General features: G+C 69.6%; 19 protein-coding genes and 2 pseudogenes. 5 read left to right on the top strand and 16 right to left on the bottom strand.

Going from position 1 to position 20,920, the window contains the following annotated elements; genetic code table 11:
* Positions 1-29: 29 nt before the first annotated feature.
* Positions 30-458 carry an RrF2 family transcriptional regulator gene (locus RR1_RS22900; protein ID WP_010837194.1) on the bottom strand — a complete coding sequence of 143 codons (429 nt, stop codon included), beginning with the start codon at positions 456-458 and terminating at the stop codon, positions 30-32.
* Between the two features lie 199 nt (positions 459-657).
* Here RR1_RS22900 and RR1_RS12920 point away from each other — a divergent pair, with 199 nt between their 5' ends.
* On the top strand, positions 658-981 hold the full coding sequence (locus RR1_RS12920; RefSeq protein WP_010837195.1) for a DMT family transporter: 324 nt from the start codon (positions 658-660) through the stop codon (positions 979-981).
* A 6-nt stretch (positions 982-987) separates the two neighbouring features.
* Here RR1_RS12920 and RR1_RS12915 read toward each other — a convergent pair whose 3' ends face one another.
* The 4 genes from RR1_RS12915 to RR1_RS12905 form a co-directional block, all read right to left on the bottom strand.
* Positions 988-2,616: an FAD-dependent oxidoreductase gene (locus RR1_RS12915; protein ID WP_040772416.1), complete on the bottom strand. Its 1,629-nt coding sequence runs from the start codon at positions 2,614-2,616 to the stop codon at positions 988-990.
* Between the two features lie 5 nt (positions 2,617-2,621).
* Positions 2,622-2,786, bottom strand: coding sequence for a DUF8730 family Cys-rich protein (locus RR1_RS23200; RefSeq protein ID WP_503826419.1), 165 nt, complete (start codon positions 2,784-2,786; stop codon positions 2,622-2,624).
* A gap of 133 nt (positions 2,787-2,919) precedes the next feature.
* Complete coding sequence (locus RR1_RS12910) at positions 2,920-4,290, bottom strand: aspartate aminotransferase family protein (protein ID WP_010837197.1); 1,371 nt, start codon at positions 4,288-4,290, stop codon at positions 2,920-2,922.
* 19 nt (positions 4,291-4,309) lie between these two features.
* Positions 4,310-5,803, bottom strand: a complete 1,494-nt coding sequence (locus RR1_RS12905; RefSeq protein ID WP_010837198.1) for a CoA-acylating methylmalonate-semialdehyde dehydrogenase — start codon at positions 5,801-5,803, stop codon at positions 4,310-4,312.
* Positions 5,804-5,973: 170 nt separating this feature from the next.
* Here RR1_RS12905 and RR1_RS12900 point away from each other — a divergent pair, with 170 nt between their 5' ends.
* On the top strand, positions 5,974-7,542 hold the full coding sequence (locus RR1_RS12900; RefSeq protein WP_010837200.1) for a PucR family transcriptional regulator: 1,569 nt from the start codon (positions 5,974-5,976) through the stop codon (positions 7,540-7,542).
* 29 nt (positions 7,543-7,571) lie between these two features.
* Here the strand turns inward: RR1_RS12900 and RR1_RS12895 are convergent.
* Positions 7,572-8,890: pseudogene (locus RR1_RS12895) on the bottom strand (HNH endonuclease signature motif containing protein).
* A 185-nt stretch (positions 8,891-9,075) separates the two neighbouring features.
* Positions 9,076-9,498 (bottom strand): MarR family winged helix-turn-helix transcriptional regulator, encoded by a 423-nt coding sequence (locus tag RR1_RS12890; RefSeq protein ID WP_010837203.1) that lies wholly within the window; start codon positions 9,496-9,498, stop codon positions 9,076-9,078.
* A 200-nt stretch (positions 9,499-9,698) separates the two neighbouring features.
* Between RR1_RS12890 and RR1_RS12885 the strand changes: the two genes are divergently transcribed.
* The gene (locus RR1_RS12885) at positions 9,699-11,060 is read left to right on the top strand and encodes an MFS transporter (RefSeq protein ID WP_169847044.1); all 1,362 of its coding nucleotides are present in this window, start codon (positions 9,699-9,701) and stop codon (positions 11,058-11,060) included.
* Positions 11,061-11,067: 7 nt separating this feature from the next.
* On the opposite strand, the gene RR1_RS12880 is transcribed toward RR1_RS12885, so the two are convergent.
* Complete coding sequence (locus tag RR1_RS12880) at positions 11,068-11,847, bottom strand: carbon-nitrogen hydrolase family protein (RefSeq protein ID WP_010837205.1); 780 nt, start codon at positions 11,845-11,847, stop codon at positions 11,068-11,070.
* A 46-nt stretch (positions 11,848-11,893) separates the two neighbouring features.
* On the bottom strand, positions 11,894-13,000 hold the full coding sequence (locus RR1_RS12875; RefSeq protein ID WP_010837206.1) for a zinc-binding dehydrogenase: 1,107 nt from the start codon (positions 12,998-13,000) through the stop codon (positions 11,894-11,896).
* Between the two features lie 75 nt (positions 13,001-13,075).
* Between RR1_RS12875 and RR1_RS12870 the strand changes: the two genes are divergently transcribed.
* A complete protein-coding gene (locus tag RR1_RS12870) occupies positions 13,076-13,585 on the top strand; it encodes an acyl-CoA thioesterase (protein ID WP_051111079.1) in 510 nt (169 codons plus the stop codon).
* A gap of 31 nt (positions 13,586-13,616) precedes the next feature.
* Positions 13,617-14,129, top strand: coding sequence for a mycothiol transferase (locus tag RR1_RS12865; RefSeq protein WP_071990709.1), 513 nt, complete (start codon positions 13,617-13,619; stop codon positions 14,127-14,129).
* A 264-nt stretch (positions 14,130-14,393) separates the two neighbouring features.
* On the opposite strand, the pseudogene RR1_RS21635 reads toward RR1_RS12865, so the two are convergent.
* From RR1_RS21635 to RR1_RS12835, 7 genes and pseudogenes are all read right to left on the bottom strand, one after another.
* Positions 14,394-15,263, bottom strand: a pseudogene (locus RR1_RS21635) (baeRF11 domain-containing protein); the annotation flags it as partial.
* A gap of 117 nt (positions 15,264-15,380) precedes the next feature.
* Entirely contained in the window at positions 15,381-15,728 is a 348-nt protein-coding gene (locus tag RR1_RS12860) for a UBP-type zinc finger domain-containing protein (protein ID WP_010837209.1), read from the bottom strand.
* Between the two features lie 59 nt (positions 15,729-15,787).
* Positions 15,788-16,813 carry an acrylyl-CoA reductase family protein gene (locus tag RR1_RS12855; RefSeq protein ID WP_010837210.1) on the bottom strand — a complete coding sequence of 342 codons (1,026 nt, stop codon included), beginning with the start codon at positions 16,811-16,813 and terminating at the stop codon, positions 15,788-15,790.
* A 53-nt stretch (positions 16,814-16,866) separates the two neighbouring features.
* Positions 16,867-17,802 (bottom strand): 3-oxoacyl-ACP reductase, encoded by a 936-nt coding sequence (locus tag RR1_RS12850; RefSeq protein ID WP_010837211.1) that lies wholly within the window; start codon positions 17,800-17,802, stop codon positions 16,867-16,869.
* Between the two features lie 84 nt (positions 17,803-17,886).
* Positions 17,887-19,323, bottom strand: coding sequence for an MFS transporter (locus tag RR1_RS12845; protein ID WP_010837212.1), 1,437 nt, complete (start codon positions 19,321-19,323; stop codon positions 17,887-17,889).
* Position 19,324: 1 nt separating this feature from the next.
* Positions 19,325-19,858 (bottom strand): nuclear transport factor 2 family protein, encoded by a 534-nt coding sequence (locus RR1_RS12840; RefSeq protein WP_010837213.1) that lies wholly within the window; start codon positions 19,856-19,858, stop codon positions 19,325-19,327.
* Positions 19,855-20,796 (bottom strand): TIGR03619 family F420-dependent LLM class oxidoreductase, encoded by a 942-nt coding sequence (locus RR1_RS12835; protein WP_010837214.1) that lies wholly within the window; start codon positions 20,794-20,796, stop codon positions 19,855-19,857. Before RR1_RS12835 ends, RR1_RS12840 begins: the two co-directional genes overlap by 4 nt.
* Positions 20,797-20,920 lie beyond the last annotated feature (124 nt).

Here is a 20,920-nt window from a genome sequence, read left to right as displayed (position 1 = left end):
CTCTCGGCCTTCGATGAAAGAGCGATCGCTCAGCGGGCGCGAAGCTGCAACGGCCGCGCCGTCGGGGACGCCGCGAGTTCGGCGAGCGTGTGCCCGTCGAGTTCGCGATACGCGGCCTCGCGTGCCGCGGTGAGCAGCCGTCGCAGCCCGCACGCGGTGCACGAGGGCCCGTGACCGGGGCAGTCGGCAACGTCGGCAGTTGCGTCGAGCGATCGGGCCAGCACGCCGATGTCGATCGTGTGGCCGTGCTCGGTGAGAGCGATCCCGCCGCCGCGTCCGCGTCGTCCGTCGACGACGCCGTGCTGTGCGAGCGCGGCGACCACATCGGTGATCTGCCGCTCGCTCGTCCCGAGTCGTGCAGCGATACGTCCGACGGTGACGCGGTCTCCGGTAGCAGCGGCTGCCGCGAGAATCATCGCGAGCCGGAGGCCGAGTTCCGTCGTACGCGTGAACTGCATGAAAGCGACGTTACGCCCGAGACCGGCGGAATCCTACGCCGTTCGTGGTGGGGTCGATTACGCACCGAGCTGCGGGTTTCAGGTCACAGTGCCTGTCACGACGTCGCGCCGACCGTCCGGACGGTCGAGGGCTTCGGTACGTTGGTGCACGGCCCGACACGGGTGACACGAGGACGGCGCAACGCCCGAGGAGAGCGCAATGGTGTTTCTGTATCTGGCACTGGCGATCGTCGCCGAGGTGGGTGCCACCTCCCTGCTCAAGTTCACCGAAGGATTCACGAAGCTGTGGCCGTCGGTGGCGTGCCTCGGGCTCTACGGCGTGGCCTTTCTCATGCTGTCGCGCGCCATCCAGCGCGGCCTCGACGTGGGCGTCGGCTACGCCATCTGGGCCGGCCTCGGGACCACGCTCATCGTGCTCATCGGCGCCCTGTTCCTGCACGAGCCGTTGACGGCGGCGAAGGTCGCGGGCGTGGCGCTCGTGGTGTCCGGCGTCGTCGTGCTCAACATGAGCGGCGCGCACTGAACGCGCTCACCGCCCGGTCGCCGCGGCCCAGGTCCGTACTCCGCCGTCGAGGTTGACCGCGTCGCGACCGTTCTGACGCAGAATCCGCGCGGCGGAATGTCCGCGCTGCCCCACGGCACACGTGACGACGACGCGCCCGCCGGGAACCTCGTCCAGTCGCTCGCGGAGTTCGTCGAGCGGGACGTTGACGGCCTTCGGCAGCGAGCCCGACGCGAACTCCTCCGGAGTGCGGACGTCCACGACGGCCGTGCCTGCGAGGATCTCGTCCTCCACCTCGTGCCACTGGACGGTCTCGGTGACGCCCTGCGCGAGATTGTCGGCGATCATGCCGAGCATGTTCACGGGATCCTTGGCCGACCCGAACTGCGGCGCATAGGCGAGTTCGAGGTCTGCGAGTTCACTCGCGTGGAGTCCGCCGCGCATCGCGGTCGCGATGACGTCGATCCGCTTGTCCACGCCGGCCTCACCGACCGCCTGGGCGCCGAGGATCGTGTCGGTCGCGGGATCGACGAGCAACTCGAGCGACAGCGTCGCCGCACCGGGGTAGTAGGTGGCGTGGTCGGCGGGATGCGTGTGGATGGCTCGGTAGGGCCTGCCCGCCGCCCGGAGGCGCTTCGCGCTCCAGCCGACGGTTGCCGCGGCGAGCCCGAAGACTCCCACGATCGCGGTCCCGAGGACGGGGGCCGTCGAGGTGTGCCGCCCGGTGACGACGTCGGCGACGAGACGCCCGTGCCGGTTCGCCGTCTGAACGAGGGGAACGAGGGTCTGCTCGCCCGAGACGGCGTCGCGCTTCTCGGCGACGTCGCCCACCGCGTGGATGGCCGGATCGCTGGTGCGCAACTGCTCGTCGACGACGATGCCGCCGCGCTCGCCGATCTCGAGGCCCGCCTCGCGGGCGAGCGTCGACTCGGGCCGAACCCCGACGGCCGAGACGACGAGGTCGGCATCGATGCTCTCGCTGGTGTCGAGAACGACCGTGTCGGAACCGATCTCGCGTGCACCTGCGCCGAGCCGGACGGTGACGCCGTTGGCCTCGAGCCGGTCGCGGACGGGCGCGGCCATTTCGGGATCGAGCGGCGCGAGCACCTGATCGGCGAGCTCGACGACGGTCACGGCGACGCCGCGCCGAGTGAGGTTCTCGGCCAGCTCGAGGCCGATGAACCCGCCACCGAGCACCGCGGCGGTGCGAGGCGGGGTGTCGCCGGAGTCCAGCGCAGCGACGATCCGGTCGAGGTCGGCGATGTCGCGCAACCGGTGGGCGCGCTCGATCCCGGGCAGCGGCGGCGTCACGGGATGCGCGCCTGTGGCGACGACGAGTGCGTCGTATCCGAGCGTGTAGGTCTCGCCTGCGGAGTCGCGCACGTGGACGACCTGTTCGGCGCGGTCGATCCGCTCGACGGTGTGCCGGACACGGACGTCGAGCCGGAAGCGGTCGTACAGGCTCTGCGGCGTCTGCAGCAGCAGGTCCTCGCGGTCTGCGATCGCGCCGCCCAGGTGATAGGGGAGTCCGCAATTGGCGAACGAGACGTGCTCACCGCGCTCGAGCACGACGATGTCCATCGTCTCGTCGGCCCTGCGCAGCCGGGTGGCGGCCGACATTCCCGCCGCGACGCCGCCGATGATCACCGTGCGCATCGTCGTCACCTCCGCAGCAGCGACGAGAAGAATCCGCCGCCCGAACGATCGGGGTGTTCGCACGTGCACCGCTGTGCGCGTGGCACGCCCGCCATCACCTCGTCGACGTGCTGACCGCAGCCGTCCCACGTCGTCTTACCGCATGACCTGCACGCAACGGCACGGCACATGAGAGTCCTCCTCGCAACGAGTCATACCCCTGGGGGTACCTGTCGACGTCCATCGTACAGGTACCCCCAGGGGTATCGGTTTTCTCTCTCGCCGACCGGAGATGCCGGGGGGGTCGGCTCGGATGCGGGCGATTCAGATGCGGGAGAGCGCTTCGTCCAGAATCGCGAGCCCCTCGCGCGCCTCGTCGTCGGAGACCGTGCACGGCGGGACGACGTGGGTGCGGTTGTAGTTCACGAACGAGAGCAGTCCGAGCTTCTTGGACTCGGCGACGAAGCGGCCCTTCGCCTCGCTCGTGCCGCCGTAGGGCGCGAGCGGCTCCTTCGTCACGCGATCCGTCACCAGTTCGACGGCCCAGAAGACGCCGGTCCCGCGGACCTCGCCGATCACGTCGTGCTTGCCCGCGAGCTCGTGCAGCCCGGGACCGAGGATCTCGCGGCCGACGCGCTCGGCGTTCTCGACGATGCCCTCGTCCTCCATCGCGCGGATCGTCGCGACCGCCGCTGCCGTCGCGAGCGGGTGGCCCGAATAGGTGAGCCCACCGGGATAGGCGACGTCGTCGAAGCTCGCCGCGACGTGTGGCGCGATGGCAACGCCACCGAGCGGGACGTAGCCGGAGTTCACGCCCTTGGCGAAGGTCAGCAGATCCGGTACGACGCCGGACGGATCGATCGCGAACCACGTTCCGGCACGGCCGAATCCGGCCATCACCTCGTCGGCGATGAGCATGATGCCGTACTTGTCGCACAGTGCCCGAACGCCTTCGAGGTATCCAGGCGGCGGCACCATGATGCCCGCGGTCCCGGGGATCGTCTCGAGCAGGATCGCGGCGATCGTCGACGGCCCCTCGAACGCGATGGTCTGTTCGAGATGCTCGAGTGCGCGCTCGCACTCCTGCTCCTGCGTCTCGGCGTGGAACTGCGAGCGGTAGAGGAACGGCCCGAAGAAGTGGACGATCCCGGCGTTGCCGTGATCGTTCGGCCAGCGCCGCGGGTCGCCCGTGAGGTTGATCGCGGTCTCGGTGCCGCCGTGGTACGAGCGGTACCGCGAGAGGACCTTGTACTTGCCGGTGTGCAGCCGCGCCATGCGCACGGCGTGCTCGTTGGCATCCGCGCCGCCGTTGGTGAAGAAGATGCGGTTCAGCTCGCCCGGCGTGTGCGACGCGATGAGCCGCGCCGCCTCCGAGCGCGCGGCGTTCGCGTGCTGCGGTGCGACCGTGCACAGCTTCGCGGCCTGGTCGGCGATGGCGGCGACGACCTTCGGGTGCTGGTGACCGATGTTCGTGTTCACGAGCTGCGACGAGAAGTCGAGGAGGCGGTTGCCGTCACCGTCCCAGACGTACGAGCCGGACGACGCCGTGATCGTCATCGGCGTGAGTTTCGCCTGCGCGGACCAGGAATGGAAGACGTGTGCGCGGTCCAGTTCGTACGCGCGTGCCGCTTCGGCCCTCGCGTCGGCGACGGAGAGGCCGTTGGGGAGCGCATCGGAGGAGATGGAGGTGCTCATGTGCCGAAGTCCTTCCTGCTCAGACGTTCTGCGGGAAGCCGAGATCGACTCCGCCGTGGCTCGGATCGAGCCAGCGGCTCGTGATCGCCTTGCCCCGCGTGAAGAAGTGCACGCCCTCGGCCCCGTACGCATGGGTGTCACCGAACAGCGAGTTCTTCCAGCCGCCGAAGCTGTAGTACGCCATGGGAACCGGGATCGGCACGTTGATGCCGACCATGCCCACCTCGACCTCGTTCTGGAAGCGCCGAGCGGCGCCGCCGTCGTTGGTGAAGATCGCGGTGCCGTTGCCGTACGGATTCGCGTTGATGAGGTCGAGCGCTTCCTCGTAGCTCGCCGCGCGGACGACCGAGAGGACGGGGCCGAAGATCTCGTCGGTGTAGACGCTCATGTCGGGCGTGACATGATCGATGATCGTCGGGCCGAGCCAGAAGCCGTCGGTGCCGCCGTCCGCCTCGACGGTGCGGCCGTCGAGAACGATGGTGGCGCCGGACTCCTCACCCGCACCGACGTAGGACGCGACCCGGTCGCGGTGCTCGCGCGTGACGAGCGGACCCATGTCGGCGTCGCCGGTACCGTCGCCGGTCTTCACCGACCGCGCCCGCTCGGCGATCTTCTCGACCAGGGTGTCCGCGATGTCGCCGACGGCGACCGCCACCGAGATCGCCATGCAGCGCTCGCCCGCCGAGCCGAAGCCCGCGTTGACCATCGCGTCCGCGGCGAGATCGAGATCGGCGTCGGGCAGGATCACGGCATGGTTCTTGGCACCGCCGAGCGCCTGCACCCGCTTGCCCTTGGCCGTCCCGTTCGCGTACACGTACTGCGCGATCGGGGTGGACCCGACGAAGCTGATCGCCTTGATCGCGGGGTTCTCGAGGAGTTCGTCGACGGCGACCTTGTCTCCCTGCACGACGTTGAACACGCCTGCGGGAAGTCCTGCCTCCGCCCAGAGTTCGGCGAGCCACAGCGACGCCGACGGATCCTTCTCGCTGGGCTTGACGACGACGGTGTTGCCGGCCGCGATCGCGATGGGGAAGAACCACATCGGCACCATCGCGGGGAAGTTGAACGGCGAGATGATGCCGACCGGGCCGAGCGGCTGGCGGATCGAGTACACGTCGACCTTCGTCGAGGCGTTCTCGGTGAAGCGGCCCTCGAGGAGGTGCGCTGCACCGCAGGCGAATTCGACTACCTCCTGGCCGCGGTTGACCTCGCCGAGCGCATCGGAGAGCACCTTGCCGTGCTCGCGCGTGATGATCTCCGCCAGCTCACCCTTGCGGGCGTTGAGCAGTTCGCGGAACCGGAACATCACGGCCGTGCGCTGCGCGAGCGAGGTGTCGCGCCACGCGGGGAACGCCGCCGCTGCGGCCTCGACGACGACGCGCACGTCCTCGACGCCGGCGAGTGCGACCTCGCCCGTCACCGTTCCCGTCGCGGGATTGGTGATCGGCGCCGTGCGGTCGCCCGTACCGGCGAACGGCTTGCCATCGGACCAGTGGCTGACGGTAGGGGTCACGTGAGTTCTCCTGAACGCTGCGGGGTCGAGTCCGGCTGCGTGCCGGTCCGGGTTTCAGCGTGCCTGGTCGCGCCGCCGTCCGCACCCTGCGATTCGTATCGAATCGGAGCGATTGGTTTACGATCTGTCAATGCGGGTTCGTCCATGACGGCGAGGTGAGGAGCGCAACCGTGACCGTGACGGTGGCCGACGTTCTGGCGCTGTCCGTCGTCGCAGCGGCCACGCCCGACGTGCTCGCGGGCAGCGAGTCGCTGTCGGCGTCCGTGCGCTGGGTGCACGTCGCCGAGGTGGGCGAGATCGGCAGGCTCCTCGAGGGCGGCGAACTCGTCCTCACCACCGGCCTCGCCTTCGTGCACGACGCCGCTGCCGCGCCACGCCTCGTGGTCTCGCTCGCCGACGCAGGTGCCTCGGGGCTCGTCGTGGAACTCGGTGCGCACCTGCGGGCGCTTCCGGACGACATGGTGGCCGCTGCGCGCGAGCGTGGTCTGCCGCTCGTCGCTCTGCACGCCGAGGTGCGCTTCGTCGCGGTGACTCAACTCGTGCACCAGATGATAATCGACGAGCAGTACCGGCACATCCGGTTCTCGCAGACGGTGCACGAGGCGTTCACGCATGCGAGTCTCGAGAACGAGCAGGCTCCCGCGATCGTCGAGCGGACCGCGGCGCTGTGTGGCGGGTCCGTCGTCCTCGAGGACCTGCACCACCGCGTCCTCGCCTACACGGCAGTGGGGGAGACGACGGCTGCGCTGCTGCAGGACTGGGAGCGGCGGTCGCGGCTCGACGACGCGGAGTGGGTCACGACACCCGTCGGCGGTGCGGAGGCTCCGTGGGCGCGGCTGGTGCTGCCGTTGTCCGCCGACGATCCCGTCGCGGCGCGGACGGCGATCGAGCGTGCGGCGCAGGCGTTGCAGCTCGCGCGCATGATCGAGCGCGAACGTTTCGGGCTCGAGTTCCTCGCGCAGGGTGGATTCCTCGGTGACCTCGCCGAGGGGGCCACGTCCTCGGAGGCCGAAGCGATCGCCGCTGCGAAGGCGCTCGGTCTCGTGCCGAAGCGGTGGTACGTGCCCGTCGTCGTTCGTGCGCGGGATCGAGGTGAGGGCTCGCGTACCGCCGCTCAGGCGGAGCGGCGCCGTCTCGCCGAACAGGTAGCTGCCGCAGCACGTTCCGCGGGTTGCTCGGTCCTCACCGGCATGTGGGCGGACGACGACGTCGCGGCGATCCTCGCCACCGACAGCGAGGACGAAGATGCCGTGCTCGGCGACGTCGCGGCGGCACTCGCGCGGGCACGTGGCGACACGGCCGTCGTGGGAGTGGGGCGGCGTGACGCCGCGCTGAGCATCGCGGGCCGCTCGATTCCGGAGGCCGCGCACGCCGCCGATGTCGCGTCGTCGCTGCCCGCGGAGCGATCGCGGCCGTTCCACCGGACGTCGGAGCTGCGCATCCACGGCCTGCTCTATCTGCTCGGCGACGATCAGCGCGTCCAGTCGTTCGTCGAATCCGAGCTGCAGCCGCTGCTCACGCACGAGGCCAGCCGGGGTGGCGGCCTGCTCGATCTGTTGCGGGCATTCCTCCGTAGCGGAGGAAACAAGACCGAGCTCTCCCGTCGCTCGCACCTGAGCCGCCCGGCGCTCTACGCGCGGCTCGACAGGATCGAGCGGATTCTCGGCGTCTCGCTCTCGGACCCCGATTCGGTTCTCTCGCTGCACGTCGCGGTGATTGCCTACGACCAACGGCGTTGAGGCGCAGCACGAATCCCCGGACCTGGTGATCACGCCGCGGCCGTCCGCGAAGCACCCGGTGGCCGGTCCGGTGGGTCGGATACCGGTGGTTCGGCGCCCGGTGGTGTGAAGGTCGGCCGACCTCGCGGTGTCGAGGTGATCGTCCACTCGCTGTGGTGAACATGGCGGTGGTGGCTGCCGCAGAGCAGCACCATGTTCTCGAGGTCGGTCGGGCCGCCGTCGGCCCAATGCGTGATGTGGTGCGCTTCGCACCAGCTCGCGGGTGCGGTGCAGTTCGGGAACGCGCATCCGCGGTCCCGGACCACCAGTGCCCGGCGCTGCGCCGGAGTGACCAGTCGCGTCGTGCGGCCCATGCTCAGCGGAACCCCGTTGCCGTCGACGACGATCGGGGTCACCTGCGCATCGCACGCGACCGCCCGCGCAGTCTCCGGAGTAATGGTCGCGCCCCACGGCGCCCACGGCAGACCGATGCCGTCGAGCAGTGCTGTGATCGACACGTTCGTTCTCTCCGCGGCAGTGTCTGCACGGCGCTCGAGATCTCGCTGGTTCACCAACACCGTCACGTGCGGCTCTCACCCGCCTCGACGCCGGCGTCACCGGAGTCGAGGAACCGGCGGCACACCTCGACCAACGCATCCGCGCGGCGTTTCTGTGGTGAGCGGCGATCGGGTGTTCCGTCCTCGGCGGGCTGGGGTGCAGACAGTTTCGACAACGCCGTCAGCAGCATCTCACCCGACAACGCATCGAGGTTGCCGTGTACCACCACCCGCCCGTGCAGCGTGTGAGAGACGGACAGGTGGTTGAGGTCCTCGCGTTCGCGCGTCGGCGGACCATCGGACTCGGCATCCAGGCGGATCTCGAGCCGCTCCTTCGCTCGCCGCACCGACGCCGTCGTCGTTCCCGGACCGGGCAGCGCCGCCGCCAACAACGCGTCACGGCAGAACGCCGCCACCGTCGCGTACTCGTCCGGGTCGGCCTCCGCGAGCGCTGCGAGAAGCGACGGCGGCGCCTCGAAGAAATCGCAGATCATCTGCGCGTGGGTCGGCGACACCCGCTGCTCCGCAACAGCAGCAGCGATCTCCGGCTGCGAGCGCAGACTCACCGCGAGATTGACGACCCGCCGCGCCTCACCGGCTTCGAGCATCGTCCGCGACGCCAGCCACGACCCCGCATCCCGAAACCCGTCCTCACCGGAGATGCCGCGCTCTACGACCTCACCCATGAGCTCGATACCCCGCGCCTGCAACCGAGCGATCTCCGCATAGACATCGAGCACCTCGGCACGCAGCTCGTCGTCACCGAGTTGCCACGGTGCCCCGTTTGCTGTGTGTGAATCCCCCGACCCCATGCGACAAACCTATATCGCACACCCGTTCGACACAAGACCCATTTTCGCAGCTGGGGATAACCATAGACCTGTGGACAGCTGTCGCTCACGTAGCCTCGCCGCGCTCGGGCGGGCGGTGGCGGCCGAGCGGTCGGTGGCACCCGCACGCGAAGGGGTCGACGAAGCCCGATCCGCCACAGACGATGCTACGGAGTGGAGGTGGGAGCGTTGGCGCCGAGCCAAGGGGCGAGGAGGTGGTCGTTGTCCACCAGGTGCCGCAGTTCGGTGTTCACGTCGGCGGTTGCTGCTCGGAATGCCTTCTTGCCCAATGCGTTGAGTCGAACGCGAGATCCACGGGCATCGCTGGGGTCGCGCTCTCGGTCGATGTAGCCGGCGTCGATCAACTGCACGACCAGTCGCGAAATCTGTGATTGGCTCCGCGAAACGGTGTGTGTCAGGTCCGCCACCCGCACCCATGTGCCGGCTTCCGCAATGCGATCCATTATCTCGTAGGCGCTGACGCAGAGGTGATGGTCGCGTGTGAGAACTCTTTCGATCCGCGCTGTCGAGGATTCGTACGCACGCACCAGCGCGAGCCAGCGGTCCGCCGACGACATGTTCTCTTCCACAGCCCTGAGGGTACACCGACTCGATACTTATAATTCATGCACATGCAGTGAACTTGCTCGGGAAAGGAGCCTCGAATGACTGAAAAAGCCAACGCCAGTGGTGCCGTCCCTTCTTCGCGGGGGGGGGGGGGGGGGGGGAGCTCGGAGGCGAAGACGACGCGGTGGTCGCTCCTGACTGGACGGCGATGGTAGTCGTCGGGATGGCGCAACTGATAGTCATGCTCGATGCGACCGTCGTCAACGTCGCCATACCGAGCATCGGTCGAGATCTCTCGGCGAGTGAAGCTGCGCTGCAGTGGATCATCAGCGGCTACGTCTTGATGTACGGCAGCCTGCTGTTGTTGGGTGGCCGCTTCGCAGACGTGATCGGTCGGCGCCGTGCGTTCGCCGTAGGTCTTGTGCTTTTCGCCGCCGGCAGTATGTGGTGTGGGCTGGCTACCGACGCGGGCGTGCTCGTTGCGGGCCGCATCGCGCAGGGAGCCGGCGCGGCGGTCCTGTCCGCAGCCGCTCTGTCGATCGTCGTCACGACCTATGTCGCCGCAGACCAGCGACGGATCGCACTGACCGCGTGGAGTGGACTCGGTGTTCTCGGCGCCACGCTGGGCGTCGTCGTCGGCGGCGTGCTGGTCGAGCTGCTCGGCTGGCGGTGGGTGTTTCTGATCAACGTGGCCTTCGCCGCTGTCGCGCTCCTCGCTGCGTACCGCGCCGTCGACCCCATGCGCACCGGACCCCGGCGGTCGTTGCGGTTCCCGACGGCGATCTCGGTCAGCGCCGGTCTCGCTGCGCTGACATACGCGGTGATCGAGCTTCGAGATGGGCCCGGCCGACCTCAGGTGTGGATCTTCCTCGCTGTCGCGATCGTCGTCCTGGGTGCGGTCGGGACGCTCGAATCCCGCTCCACCGATCCACTTCTTCCGCTACGTCTGCTGTGTATCCCGGCCTACCTCGCGTCCAGCATCGGTCTGTTGTTCGCCTCCGCCGTGATGATCAGCAGCAGCTACCTCGGCAGCATCTACTTCCAGGACGTGCACTCCTTCGGTCCGCTGCCGGCGGGCCTGAGTCTGCTGCCGATGGGTCTCGCATCACTGGCCGTCGCCCTGATCATCCCCAAGGCAATCGCCGTTCGCGGACCTGTACGTGTCTATTCGGCCGGTGCCGCTGCTCAGGTCGTCGGCGCTGCCGCGCTGGCCACCGGGCCCGAGAACCCTGCCATGGTGATCGTCCTGCTGGCGTTGATCGGGGCGGGCCTGCCCAGCGCGTTCGTGCCCCTCTACGGCATCGGCTCCAGCCACGTCGCATTCGCCGACGCCGGCGTCGGTTCCGGGCTGTTGAACACCTTCAACCAGACCGGTGGTGCTCTCGGTATCGCCGTCGTGGGCACCGCGATGGCCGCGGTCGTCCGCACCCACCACTCCGGTGCGAGGCCCGCCGCAACACTCGACGGAGTCGGCGCCGGATTCCTTGCCGTCGCGATTGCCGCTGCTGCAAGCCTTGTCGTCGCCGCAGTGCTCCGCCGTCTGACCCGGACGACAGGAGTGAGGCTCGCTGCAGAACAGGCGTGAACCCGACTCAGGCGACGGGAAGGTCCGGCCGCCGGTCGAGCAGATAGGGATTGCGCTGCTGCGCCTCGGCGACCACCTCGGTGTCGACGACGGCGGTCAGCAGCGCCCGGCCGTGGACGGCGGAATCGAGCACGCCGGCGTCGGGTCCGACGATGCTACTGCGGCCGACGTACTCGGTATCGCCCTCGTGCCCATCGTGATTCACGTAGGCGAGGTAGACCTGGTTCTCCCACGCCCTGGTGCGGACGACGTGTTCGGCGACGTACTCGAAGGGCGTCATCTGCGCGGTGGGGACGGCGACGAGGTGCGCGCCCGCCGCTGCGGCGGCGCGGACGTTCTCGGGGAACTCGACGTCGTAACAGATCATCAGGGCGATGCGGACACCGCGGTGATCGACGAGAGTCGCCGCTCGATCGCCGGCGGTGAAGTAGCGCTGGTCGAGTTCGCCGAACAGGTGGGACTTGCGGTGTCGCGCAATGATATCGCCGGTGTCGTCGATGAAGAACGCCGTGTTGTACAGCAGATCGCCGGACTGCTCGGGTGCGCCGAGCACGATCGCGATGCCGTGGCGTTGCGCGATGACCGCGGCCGCGTCGATCGTCGACGGTGACGCCAGCTCGCGGACGGCGTCACCGATGTCGTAGCCGGTGACGAAGAGCTCGGGCGTCACGAGCAGTCCTGCACCACCGGCAACGGCACGTGCGGCAGCCTCGTCGAGTTCGGCGAGGTTCGCGGTGACGTCCCCGGGCGTACCGGGAGTCTGCAGGGCGGCGACGGTGAGATGCACCGGTCCAGCGTGTGCGCGGCCTGCTCGCCGCGCAACCCGGGAGGTATCAGTCGAAGACGATCACCTGACGCACGGCCAGTCCGTCGGCGAGTCGGTCCATCGCCTCGTTGATCTCCGACAGCCGGATGCGTGACGAGATCAGCTTGTCGACGGGGAGCCGTCCGTCCCGCCACATCTGCGCGTAGCGCGGGATGTCGCGCGCCGGGACGGCGGAGCCGAGGTAGCTGCCGACGACGGTGCGGGCCTCGGCGGTGACGGTCAGCGGCGAGATCGACGCGCGAGCGTCCGGAGCGGGAAGTCCGACCGTGATCGTCGTTCCGCCGGGAGCGGTTGCGGCGAAGGCGGATTCGAAGGCGCGCGCGTGGCCGGCGCACTCGATCACGTAGCGCGCCTTGATTCCTCGCTCGGCGACCTCCTCCGGCGTGTGCGTCTCGGTGGCGCCGAGTTCGCGTGCGAGGTCGAGCTTGTCGGGAATCGTGTCGACGGCGATCACCCGCTCGACGCCGACGGCGACAGCGGTGAGGATCGCCGCCATCCCGACACCGCCGAGCCCGACGACCATCACGGTGTCGGACGGAGCGGGCTTCGCGACGTTGAGCACGGCGCCGCCGCCGGTGAGTACGGCACACCCGAGGACGGCCGCGACCTCGGCCGGGACGTCGTCGCCGACGGGGACGGCGGACGCGCGATCGACGACTGCGTGCGTCGCGAAGCCGGACACGCCGAGGTGGTGATGCACGGGTTCGCCGTCGCGAGACAGGTGGTGCGAGCCGTGGAGCAACTCACCCGAGTTGTTCGCCGCTGTCCCCGGCGTACAGGGCAGCCGGCCGTCTTCTGCACACGCCGCGCAGTCCTCGCAGCGCGGCAGGAACGACATCACGACGCGCGTGCCCACGGCAACGTCGGTCACATCGCTGCCCACTGCCTCGACGATTCCCGCGGCCTCGTGACCGAGCAGCATCGGCGTGGGGCGCACGCGGTTGCCGTCGACGACGCTGAGGTCGGAGTGGCACACTCCGGCCGCCTCGATGCGCACGCGCAGTTCGGTGGGGCCGGGTTCGCCGAGGTCGAGTTCGGCGACGGTGATGGGCCGCGTCTGCGCGAACGGGCGCTCGCGACCGACGTCTTCGAGGATCGCTCCGGTGATCTTCATCGGTGACTGCTCCCTTGTCGGTGGCGCTGCGCCGACTCTACCCACGGCTGGTCGGGTGTCCTAGTGTCGAGTGTCGTGCCCGCTGAATCCGTTACGCCTCCGCTGCCCGTGCCCGACGACTTCGCCGTGCTGTGGCCGGTGCCGACGCGCTGGTCGGACAACGACCACTACGGCCACGTCAACAACGTCGCGTACTACTCGTACTTCGACACGGCGATCAACGCCTGGCTCATGGCCGCGAGCGGCGTCGACATCCGCGAACTCGACGCGATCGGCATCGTCGCCGAGACGGCGTGCGTGTTCCGCCGTGAGCTGAGCTTTCCCGATGCGCTCGAGGTGGGGATCGGCGTCGAGCGGCTCGGGACGCGCTCGATCGTCTACAGCCCGGCCATCTTCCGTGTCGGTGACGACGGCGAGCGTGTTCTCGCGGCGACGGGCCGTTTCGTCCACGTCTACGTCGATCGCGAGAACCGCAAGCCCGTGTCGATCCCGGAGCCGATCCGCCGCGTCGTCGCCGACCTGAGTGCATCGGGCGCAGATCTCATCGGAACGAGCACGCCGGGGGAGCCCTCCGGGGCACAGTGAGGGGAACTGCCCCGACGAACGGAGGACGGCTGTGGATCAGCTCCAGCTGCTGGAAGATGCTTTCGACCGCGTCGCGCAGACGGTGCACGCGACCCTCGACGGGCTGCCCCGCGACGCCCTGACGTATCACGTCGATCCGGACGCGAACACGATCGCGTGGCTGACCTGGCATCTCACCCGCGTGCAGGACGATCACGTCGCCGACGCCGCGGGCGACGACCAGATCTGGGTCACGGACGGCTGGGCCGATCGATTCTCGCTGCCGTTCCCGTTGTCCGACATCGGATTCGGGCACTCGTCGTACGACGTGGGGCAGGTGGACGTCGCGCCGGATCTGCTGCTGGGCTATCACGACGCGGTGCATTCGCGCACCGTCGCGTACCTGCGGACGCTGAGCGGGGACGATCTCGATCGCGTCGTCGACACCTCGTGGGATCCGCCGGTCACGCTCGGGGTGCGACTCGTGAGTGTCGTGAGCGACGATCTCCAGCACGCCGGTCAGGCCGCGTTCGTCGCCGGAATCGGGCAACGAACGCGGGCCTGACCCCGGGTCACGATCCGTGGGCCACGGGGCGTAGCGCAGGATCGCCGACGCGGGGCCGCCACCCGGGATCTCGGGCTGACGCAGTGCGACGACGCGGCCGCTCGACAGCAGCGTGCGTCGGGCGATCTCGTCGACGACGCCGTACGCCACGGGATCGTTCTCGTCGGAGAGGGTGACGGTGCCGTCCTCGTCGTCGACGGTGCCGGCGACGACGGAGTCGATGTCGACGAACAGCGTGTCGATCTGGCCCCACGTCGCGGACCGGCCGAGATCGGACATCTCGACCTGGGTACGGCCCTGCGAGGTACGCGTGTCGAACAGTTCGGCGTACTCGGCGACGAGAGTGCGGTAGTGGCCGTCGAGGATCGTGCGCGACCGGGCCGCGAGGTCTTCGTCCGAAAGGCCTTCGGGGCTACCGTCGATGCCCTCCGAGAGCAGCCCCTCGTAGCCCGTGACCGAACGGTAGATGCCTGCAGTCGGTTCGGTCGCCGCGAGGATCAGCGGAGTGCCGCGGTAGCCGAGAACCGAACGCAGCGAACGGTCCACCGCACGCGCGAACTGGCGGATGCGGACCTTGCGCCCCTCCTCGCCCTGGAGCCGTCGCCGCGGCGAGCGGTCGTTCGGCGAATCGACGGCGACGTACGAGTCGACGTCCTTGGGCATTCCGGGTACGTGGATCGTCTCCGCGGGGCTGTCCGCCGAGACCTCGACGACGCGCACCGAACCCTCGGCGAGCGCGAGAACGTACGCCGACTGCGGGAAGGTGATGGCGCGCAGCACGGGCTTGATGTAGTAGCGGTCGCCCACGAAGGTGTGCTCCGGCAGGCGATTCGGGAGCCGGAACACGCGCAGGCGTTCGGCGGTGGCGAAGACCGCGAGCGTGCGCGACTGGTAGCGCCAGAACTCCTCGTCCTCGAGAAGCGCGTCGAACTGCTCGGCGAACAGCTCGCGCTCGGTGTCGTCGGTGATCTGCTCCAGCGCAGCCTTGACGTGAGTGCCGAATGCGGTGTGGTTGATCTCCGAGTCGTTCGCGATCCCGTACTCCGTCGGGACGTAGATCGACACGCAGGTCGGGCCGACTATTTCTGCGAGAGAGAGGATCTCGCGAGTTCCGGGGACGTCGTTGTGCGCCATTGCAGGGGCCTCCTGAGCATCGACGTTGGCCGGGGAGGCCGCGCCGACGGCCTCCGCCGCTGTCACCATCGACCGTACCCGGACGCTTCCGGCGTGTGGGGCGAAGTGACCTCCGCGTCAGTTGAGAAGCTGCTGCCAGTTCTGTGGTACCGACCCGGCAGGCCCGGGCACCGGTTGGTCCTCGGGATGGGACGTCGGCGGCGCGAGCGCCGGGCCTTCGTAGAAGTTGCCGTCGTCGTAGCTGTAGAACCACTCCTCGCCCGGCTCGAAGCTCGCGATGAACGGATGCCCGGTGGCACGCGCGTGCTTGGTGCCGTGCTGCTGCGGCGAATTGTCGCAGCAGCCGACGTGGCCGCACTGCGCGCATCGGCGCAGGTGCAGCCACCATCCGTCCGCGGCGAGACACTCGGCGCACCCGGTTCCCGACGGCGGCGCCGTCGGATCGATTCCCTGCGGTTCGGTCATCTCCCCAGTCAACCGCCCCCGCCCGGCGTCCGGGGCCGGTTCGCGCCGATTCGGCGTGCTCAGCCGAAGCCCCCCGCGATCCGCACCGCGGTGCGGCCGGTGCGCCCACCGCCGCGGATCTCGTCGAGCACGGCGGCGATCTCCGTGGCATCGACGTCGGTGACGAGCGCCATGAGCCCGCTGGGCCGCAGTTCCGCGTCGAGCCGCCGCCACAGCTCGCGTCGCGGTGCGATGGGAAGTTGCACGGAGTCGATGCCGAGCAGCGCGACACCCCGAAGGATGAAGGGCATCACCGTCGTCGGGATCTTCACTCCACCGGTGAGACCGCTCGCCGCGACGGCGCCGCCGTAACGGACGGTGCTCAGTGCCTCCGCGAGCGTCGCGCCGCCGACGCCGTCGACGACTCCCGCCCAGCGCGCCTTGCCGAGCGGCTTGGGTGCGTCGTCGTCGAACCGGCCGACGATCTCGGCTGCGCCCAGGTCGCGGAGCAGTGCATGGGCGCCGGTCTTCCCGGTCGACGCGACGACCTCGTAGCCGAGCGTGGCGAGCAGGTTCACCGCGACCGATCCCACGCCGCCGCTGGCGCCGGTGACCAGCACCGGGCCGTCGGAGGTCGCCACCCCGTGGCGCACGAGCGCGTCGACGCTCTCGGCGGCGGTGAAGCCGGCTGTGCCGATCGCCGCGGCGTCGTGCGTCGAGAGCCCGTCCAGCACGACGGCGTGCGCCGCGGACACGAGGGCGTACTCGGCGTACCCGCCGTCGCGGCCCGTCCCGATGTCGTAGCCGTGCGCGAGCACGGAGGTGCCCGGCGGAATCGAGGGGTCGCCGCTGGCCACGACGACGCCCGCGAGATCGATACCGGGAACGATCGGGTACTCCCGCACCACTCCGCCGCGAGGCGTCACGGCGAGAGCGTCCTTGTAGTTCACGCCCGACCACTCGACGCGCACGAGCAGGTCGCCGTCACCGGCGGTGGGGGTGGTCACGGACTCGATCGCGAGGTCGACGGCGTCGTCGTGCTGCCGCGCGACCCAGGCCGAGTGCGTCGCGGGGATCTGCGGATCGGCTGCTGTGGTCTGCGTCATGCCCCGACGATAGGTCATGGTGTAGCTGGGGCCCGGCCCGGCGGGGCCGGTCGTCACTCGATGTCGAGTGCGCCCTTCTCGAGTTCGGCGACCGAGTACGCCGAGTACGTCTCGTACGGTCCCCGGCCCGCGAAGTATCCGCTGAGCGCGCTGTCGATCTCGCTCGCGGTGAACTCGGAACCCGCGGCATCCCAGCGTTTTTCGACCTGTGGAGCCTGCATCAGGGCGATCATCGTGCCGTAGACGACGAACACCTGTCCCGTGATCTCGTCCGAGGCGGGCGACGCGAGGTGCCGGACGAGGCTCGCGACGCGTTCCGGTGCGAGCGGATCGAGACCCTCGCCCGGGGCGTCCGTTCCGAAGGCCTCGGTGGTCATCGCCGTCCGCGCACGCGGGCAGATCGCGTTGGCGCGCACGCCGTAGCGCGCGAGTCCCTGTGCCGTCGAGAGCGTGAGCGCCGTGATCCCGGCCTTCGCCGCGGAGTAGTTCGGCTGTCCCGCCGACCCGAAGAGGAACGCCTCGGACGAGGTGTTGACGACCCTGCCGAAGATCGGCCCGCCCGCACTCTTGCTGGCAGCCCGCCAGTGCACGGCCGCCGCGCGCGACGTCGCGGCGTGTCCCTTGAGGTGCACGCGGATCACATCGTCCCAGTCGGATTCGCTGAGGTTGAACAGCATCCGGTCCCGGAGGATGCCGGCGTTGTTGACGAGGACGTCGAGGCTCCCGAACTCCCGGACGGCGGTGTCGACGAGGCTCGCCGCCAGTTCCCAGTCGGACACGTCGCCGGTGACGGCGACGGCACGGCCCCCGGCGCCGACGATCTCGTCCACGACATCGTGTGCCGCGCTGCCCATGTCGTTGACGACGACCGCCGCCCCGGCCTCGGCGAGTGCGAGGGCTTCCGCCCTGCCGAGTCCGGCGCCCGCCCCGGTCACCACCGCGGCTCTGCCGTCGAGCGTCGCGGTCTTCTCGCTGTCGTGCGAACCCACCGTGGCTCCTCCTCCGTGATACGAACGGCGGCGCGAGAAGTGCTGCCGCCGAATGACGTATCGCCAGTGAACGCCGACGGCCGATCAGCCGCGATTCGCGGTCTCACTGACCGGTAGCGGGGGGAGAGACGGTGTCGCGACGACCGCTCGCTTCGGAATGCACGCGACCAGCAGGAGGGTCACGACGGCCGCAGCGATCGACACACCGATCGCGACCGCGAACGCCGCGGACGACGGAAGCTGTCCGCCCGCCGCGTCCATCGTCATGCCGGCGAGGATCGCCGAGATCACGGCCGCCGACGTCGACGTCCCGATCGAGCGCATGAGCGAGTTGAGCCCCATCGCGGCCGCGGTCTCGGAGACGGGAACCGCCGCCATGATGAGCGCGGGCATGGCACCGAAGGCGATCCCGATCCCCGCACCGATCACCATCGTCGAGACGAGGATCGCAGCGACGCCCAGGTTCATCGCGAACATCACGGCGTACCCGATGCCGAGGACGACCGCGCCGAGGCCGAGCGTCGCGCGCGGCCCGAAGCGCCGTGTGCACGCGGCGGAGACGGGGGAGAACGCGAACATCACGAGGCCCGCCGGGCCCATCACGAGGCCGGCCTCGAGCATCGTGAGCTCGAGCCCGTAGCCGGTGGTGCGCGGGGCCATGAGGACCTGCATCGGGATGAGCGACATCCCGAACAGCGTGAACCCGACCGCGATCGACGCGAGGTTGGTGAACAGCACCGGACGGCTCGCGCACAGCCGGAGATCGACGACGGGGTCGCGCCGGCGCCACTGATGGCGCCCCCACAGCGCGAAGACGACGGCGGCGGTGACAGCGGCGCCGACGATCGTCGGCGACGTGGCGCCCCACTCGCCGATCTTCGTGATGACGAGCAGCACCGAGACCAGGCCGACCGCGAGCCCGACGGCGCCGACGACGTCGAACCGGGCAGGGGCGCGCACGGTGTCGGCGGCGATGCCGAACGTCGTGGCGACGATCGCGACCACGCCGAATGCCGCGGCACCCCAGAAGACGACGTGCCAGTGCGCGCGTTCGGCGACGAGGGCGGCGACGGGCGTGCCCACCGCGCCGCCGACGCCGAGTGTCGCGCTCATGACGGCGATCGCCGAACCGACGCGTTCGGCGGGCAGGCGGTCGCGCATGATGCTGATGCCGAGCGCGATGGTGCCGATCCCGGCTCCCTGCAGGGCCCTGCCGACCACGAACGGAGCCGCACTCGTCGCGAGCGCGCACACCACCGAGCCGATCGTGAGCGACGTCAGACATGCGATCACGACGGGTTTCTTGCCGATCATGTCGCCGACGCGGCCCGCGATCGGCGTCGTCACCGCCCCCGCGAGCAGCGTCGCGGTGACCGCCCACGACGCCGTCGACGGCGAGGTGTCCAGCAGTGTCGGAAGTGCCGGGACGAGCGGAACGATGAGGGTCTGCATGAGCGCCGCGACGATGCCCGCGAACGCGAGGATCGGCACGATGCGTCGCTCGGGGCGCGCGGCGCTCATGTCAGCCGACGCCGGTCGCGAGGAGCTCGCGTGCGTCCGCCCGTCCGTCGAGGATCCGTCCGACACGCCTCGTCACCTTCCACTGCCCGTCGCGTTTGACCATCTCCCACCGGCTCGCGGTGACTCGCTGCACGCGGAACGCCTCACCGTCGTACGCGATCAGCTGAGACTTGCAGGTCGCGACGGCGGTGTCGCCGTCGATCCGGATGTGCCCGGGTTCGAGAACGTGACCGCAGCCACCGTCGATCCAGTTCCGGTGCCCCTGGGACCGGACCATCGCGGCGATCTCGTCGTGCCCGCGAAGGATACCGGTGTCGATGTCGTACACCCCGTCCTCGGTCCACAGATCGGCGACGGCCTCCTCGCAGCCCGCATCGACGGCGGGTCCGTAGGCCGTCATCAGGCGGGTGATCGCGAGCGTGTCCTCGACGGTGCCCAGCTGTCGTTCGACGTCGGCGAGGCGTCGCTCGAGGTCGTTCAGTCGCTCGGTGGGGTCGGTTTGCGATGCGGCGGGCGAGGCCGATGAAGCCGTCATGCGGGTGCTCCCTCTGTTCGTGGGTCCGATGCTCGTGAGGCCGTCGTTCGTGAGGCCGGGGGCACCTCGCCGCCGGCGGGGGCGAAGGCGATGCCCATCGGTTCGGCCAGCTCGCGCAGCGCGACGAGGGCGTCGACGAATCCAGCGGGGTCGTCGGCGATCACGGAGGTCTTGGCGACGGTCGCGCCGGTGTCGCGCAGGCGGTCGAGTGCGGTGCGCGTGCGGTCCGGTTCGCGGACGGGGTCGACGGTGCACGACAGGACGACCTCGAAGTCAGGGGGAGTCTCGACCTTCGCGAGGAGCGTCGACGTCTCGTCGGCGGACAGCGCGAAAGGGACCCAGCCGTTGCCGAGATCGACTGCACGACGCAGGGATCGGAGGGTGCGGCCACCGACCCAGATCGGGACGGCGCCGGCGGAGTGCGGCCGGACCTCCATGTCCGCGAAGCTGTAGTGCGTGCCGTCGTAGCGGGGACGGGGTGTCCCGAACGACGCGTGCAGGGCGCGCAGGGCGTCGTCGGCGCGGTCGCCGCGACCCGCGAACTCCGCGCCGAGCAGATCGAACTCCTCGCGCAGACTGCCGACGCCGACGCCGAGGACGACGCGGCCTCCGCTCAGGACGTCGAGCGTGCCGTAGCGCTTCGCGATCTCGAGCGGGTGGTGGTAGCCGAGGACGACGACGAGCGTCGCGAGGCGGATTCGCGTCGTCGTGGCCGCGAGGTGGGAGAGCGTCGCGACCGGATCGAAGTACACGGTGCCGCGCTCGGTTCCCGCGGCGACCGGCACGGCGACGTGCTCGCTGCAGCCGAGATGGTCGTAGCCGAGGTCGTCGGCGGCACGTGCGATGCGACGCAGGTCGTCGGGCCCTGCTGTGGTCTCCCAGGGCCGGCTGGTCGCGGGGTGTGCCGTCACGATCGGTGTCGCGACTCCGATTCTCACGTTCGCGTCCGTGCCCTTCTGTCGGTGTGTGCGTTCCGCTCGTGTCTAACCCGGTACCGGCGATCTGTGACGCCGCGATCCCGATGGCCGGAATTCGTTCCTGTTATCTACTTCACAAATCCGG

Source organism: Rhodococcus rhodnii NBRC 100604, from assembly GCF_001894925.1.
GTDB classification, from domain to species: domain Bacteria; phylum Actinomycetota; class Actinomycetes; order Mycobacteriales; family Mycobacteriaceae; genus Rhodococcus_F; species Rhodococcus_F rhodnii.
The sequence above is the reverse complement of the archived record's forward strand: the minus strand, read 5'-3'. Positions and strand labels throughout refer to the sequence as shown.

Excerpts from the sequence above, each read along its gene's own strand:
- RR1_RS12860 (WP_010837209.1), bottom strand. The coding sequence starts at position 15,728 with ATGACCGAACCGCAGGGAATCGATCCGACGGCGCCGCCGTCGGGAACC.
- RR1_RS12875 (WP_010837206.1), bottom strand. The coding sequence starts at position 13,000 with ATGAAGATCACCGGAGCGATCCTCGAAGACGTCGGTCGCGAGCGCCCG.
- RR1_RS12915 (WP_040772416.1), bottom strand. The coding sequence starts at position 2,616 with ATGCGCACGGTGATCATCGGCGGCGTCGCGGCGGGAATGTCGGCCGCC.
- RR1_RS12920 (WP_010837195.1), top strand. The coding sequence starts at position 658 with ATGGTGTTTCTGTATCTGGCACTGGCGATCGTCGCCGAGGTGGGTGCC.
- RR1_RS12855 (WP_010837210.1), bottom strand. The coding sequence starts at position 16,813 with ATGACGCAGACCACAGCAGCCGATCCGCAGATCCCCGCGACGCACTCG.
- RR1_RS23200 (WP_503826419.1), bottom strand. The coding sequence starts at position 2,786 with ATGTGCCGTGCCGTTGCGTGCAGGTCATGCGGTAAGACGACGTGGGAC.
- RR1_RS12840 (WP_010837213.1), bottom strand. The coding sequence starts at position 19,858 with ATGACGGCTTCATCGGCCTCGCCCGCCGCATCGCAAACCGACCCCACC.
- RR1_RS12910 (WP_010837197.1), bottom strand. The coding sequence starts at position 4,290 with ATGAGCACCTCCATCTCCTCCGATGCGCTCCCCAACGGCCTCTCCGTC.
- RR1_RS22900 (WP_010837194.1), bottom strand. The coding sequence starts at position 458 with ATGCAGTTCACGCGTACGACGGAACTCGGCCTCCGGCTCGCGATGATT.
- RR1_RS12845 (WP_010837212.1), bottom strand. The coding sequence starts at position 19,323 with ATGAGCGCCGCGCGCCCCGAGCGACGCATCGTGCCGATCCTCGCGTTC.
- RR1_RS12885 (WP_169847044.1), top strand. The coding sequence starts at position 9,699 with ATGGCGCAACTGATAGTCATGCTCGATGCGACCGTCGTCAACGTCGCC.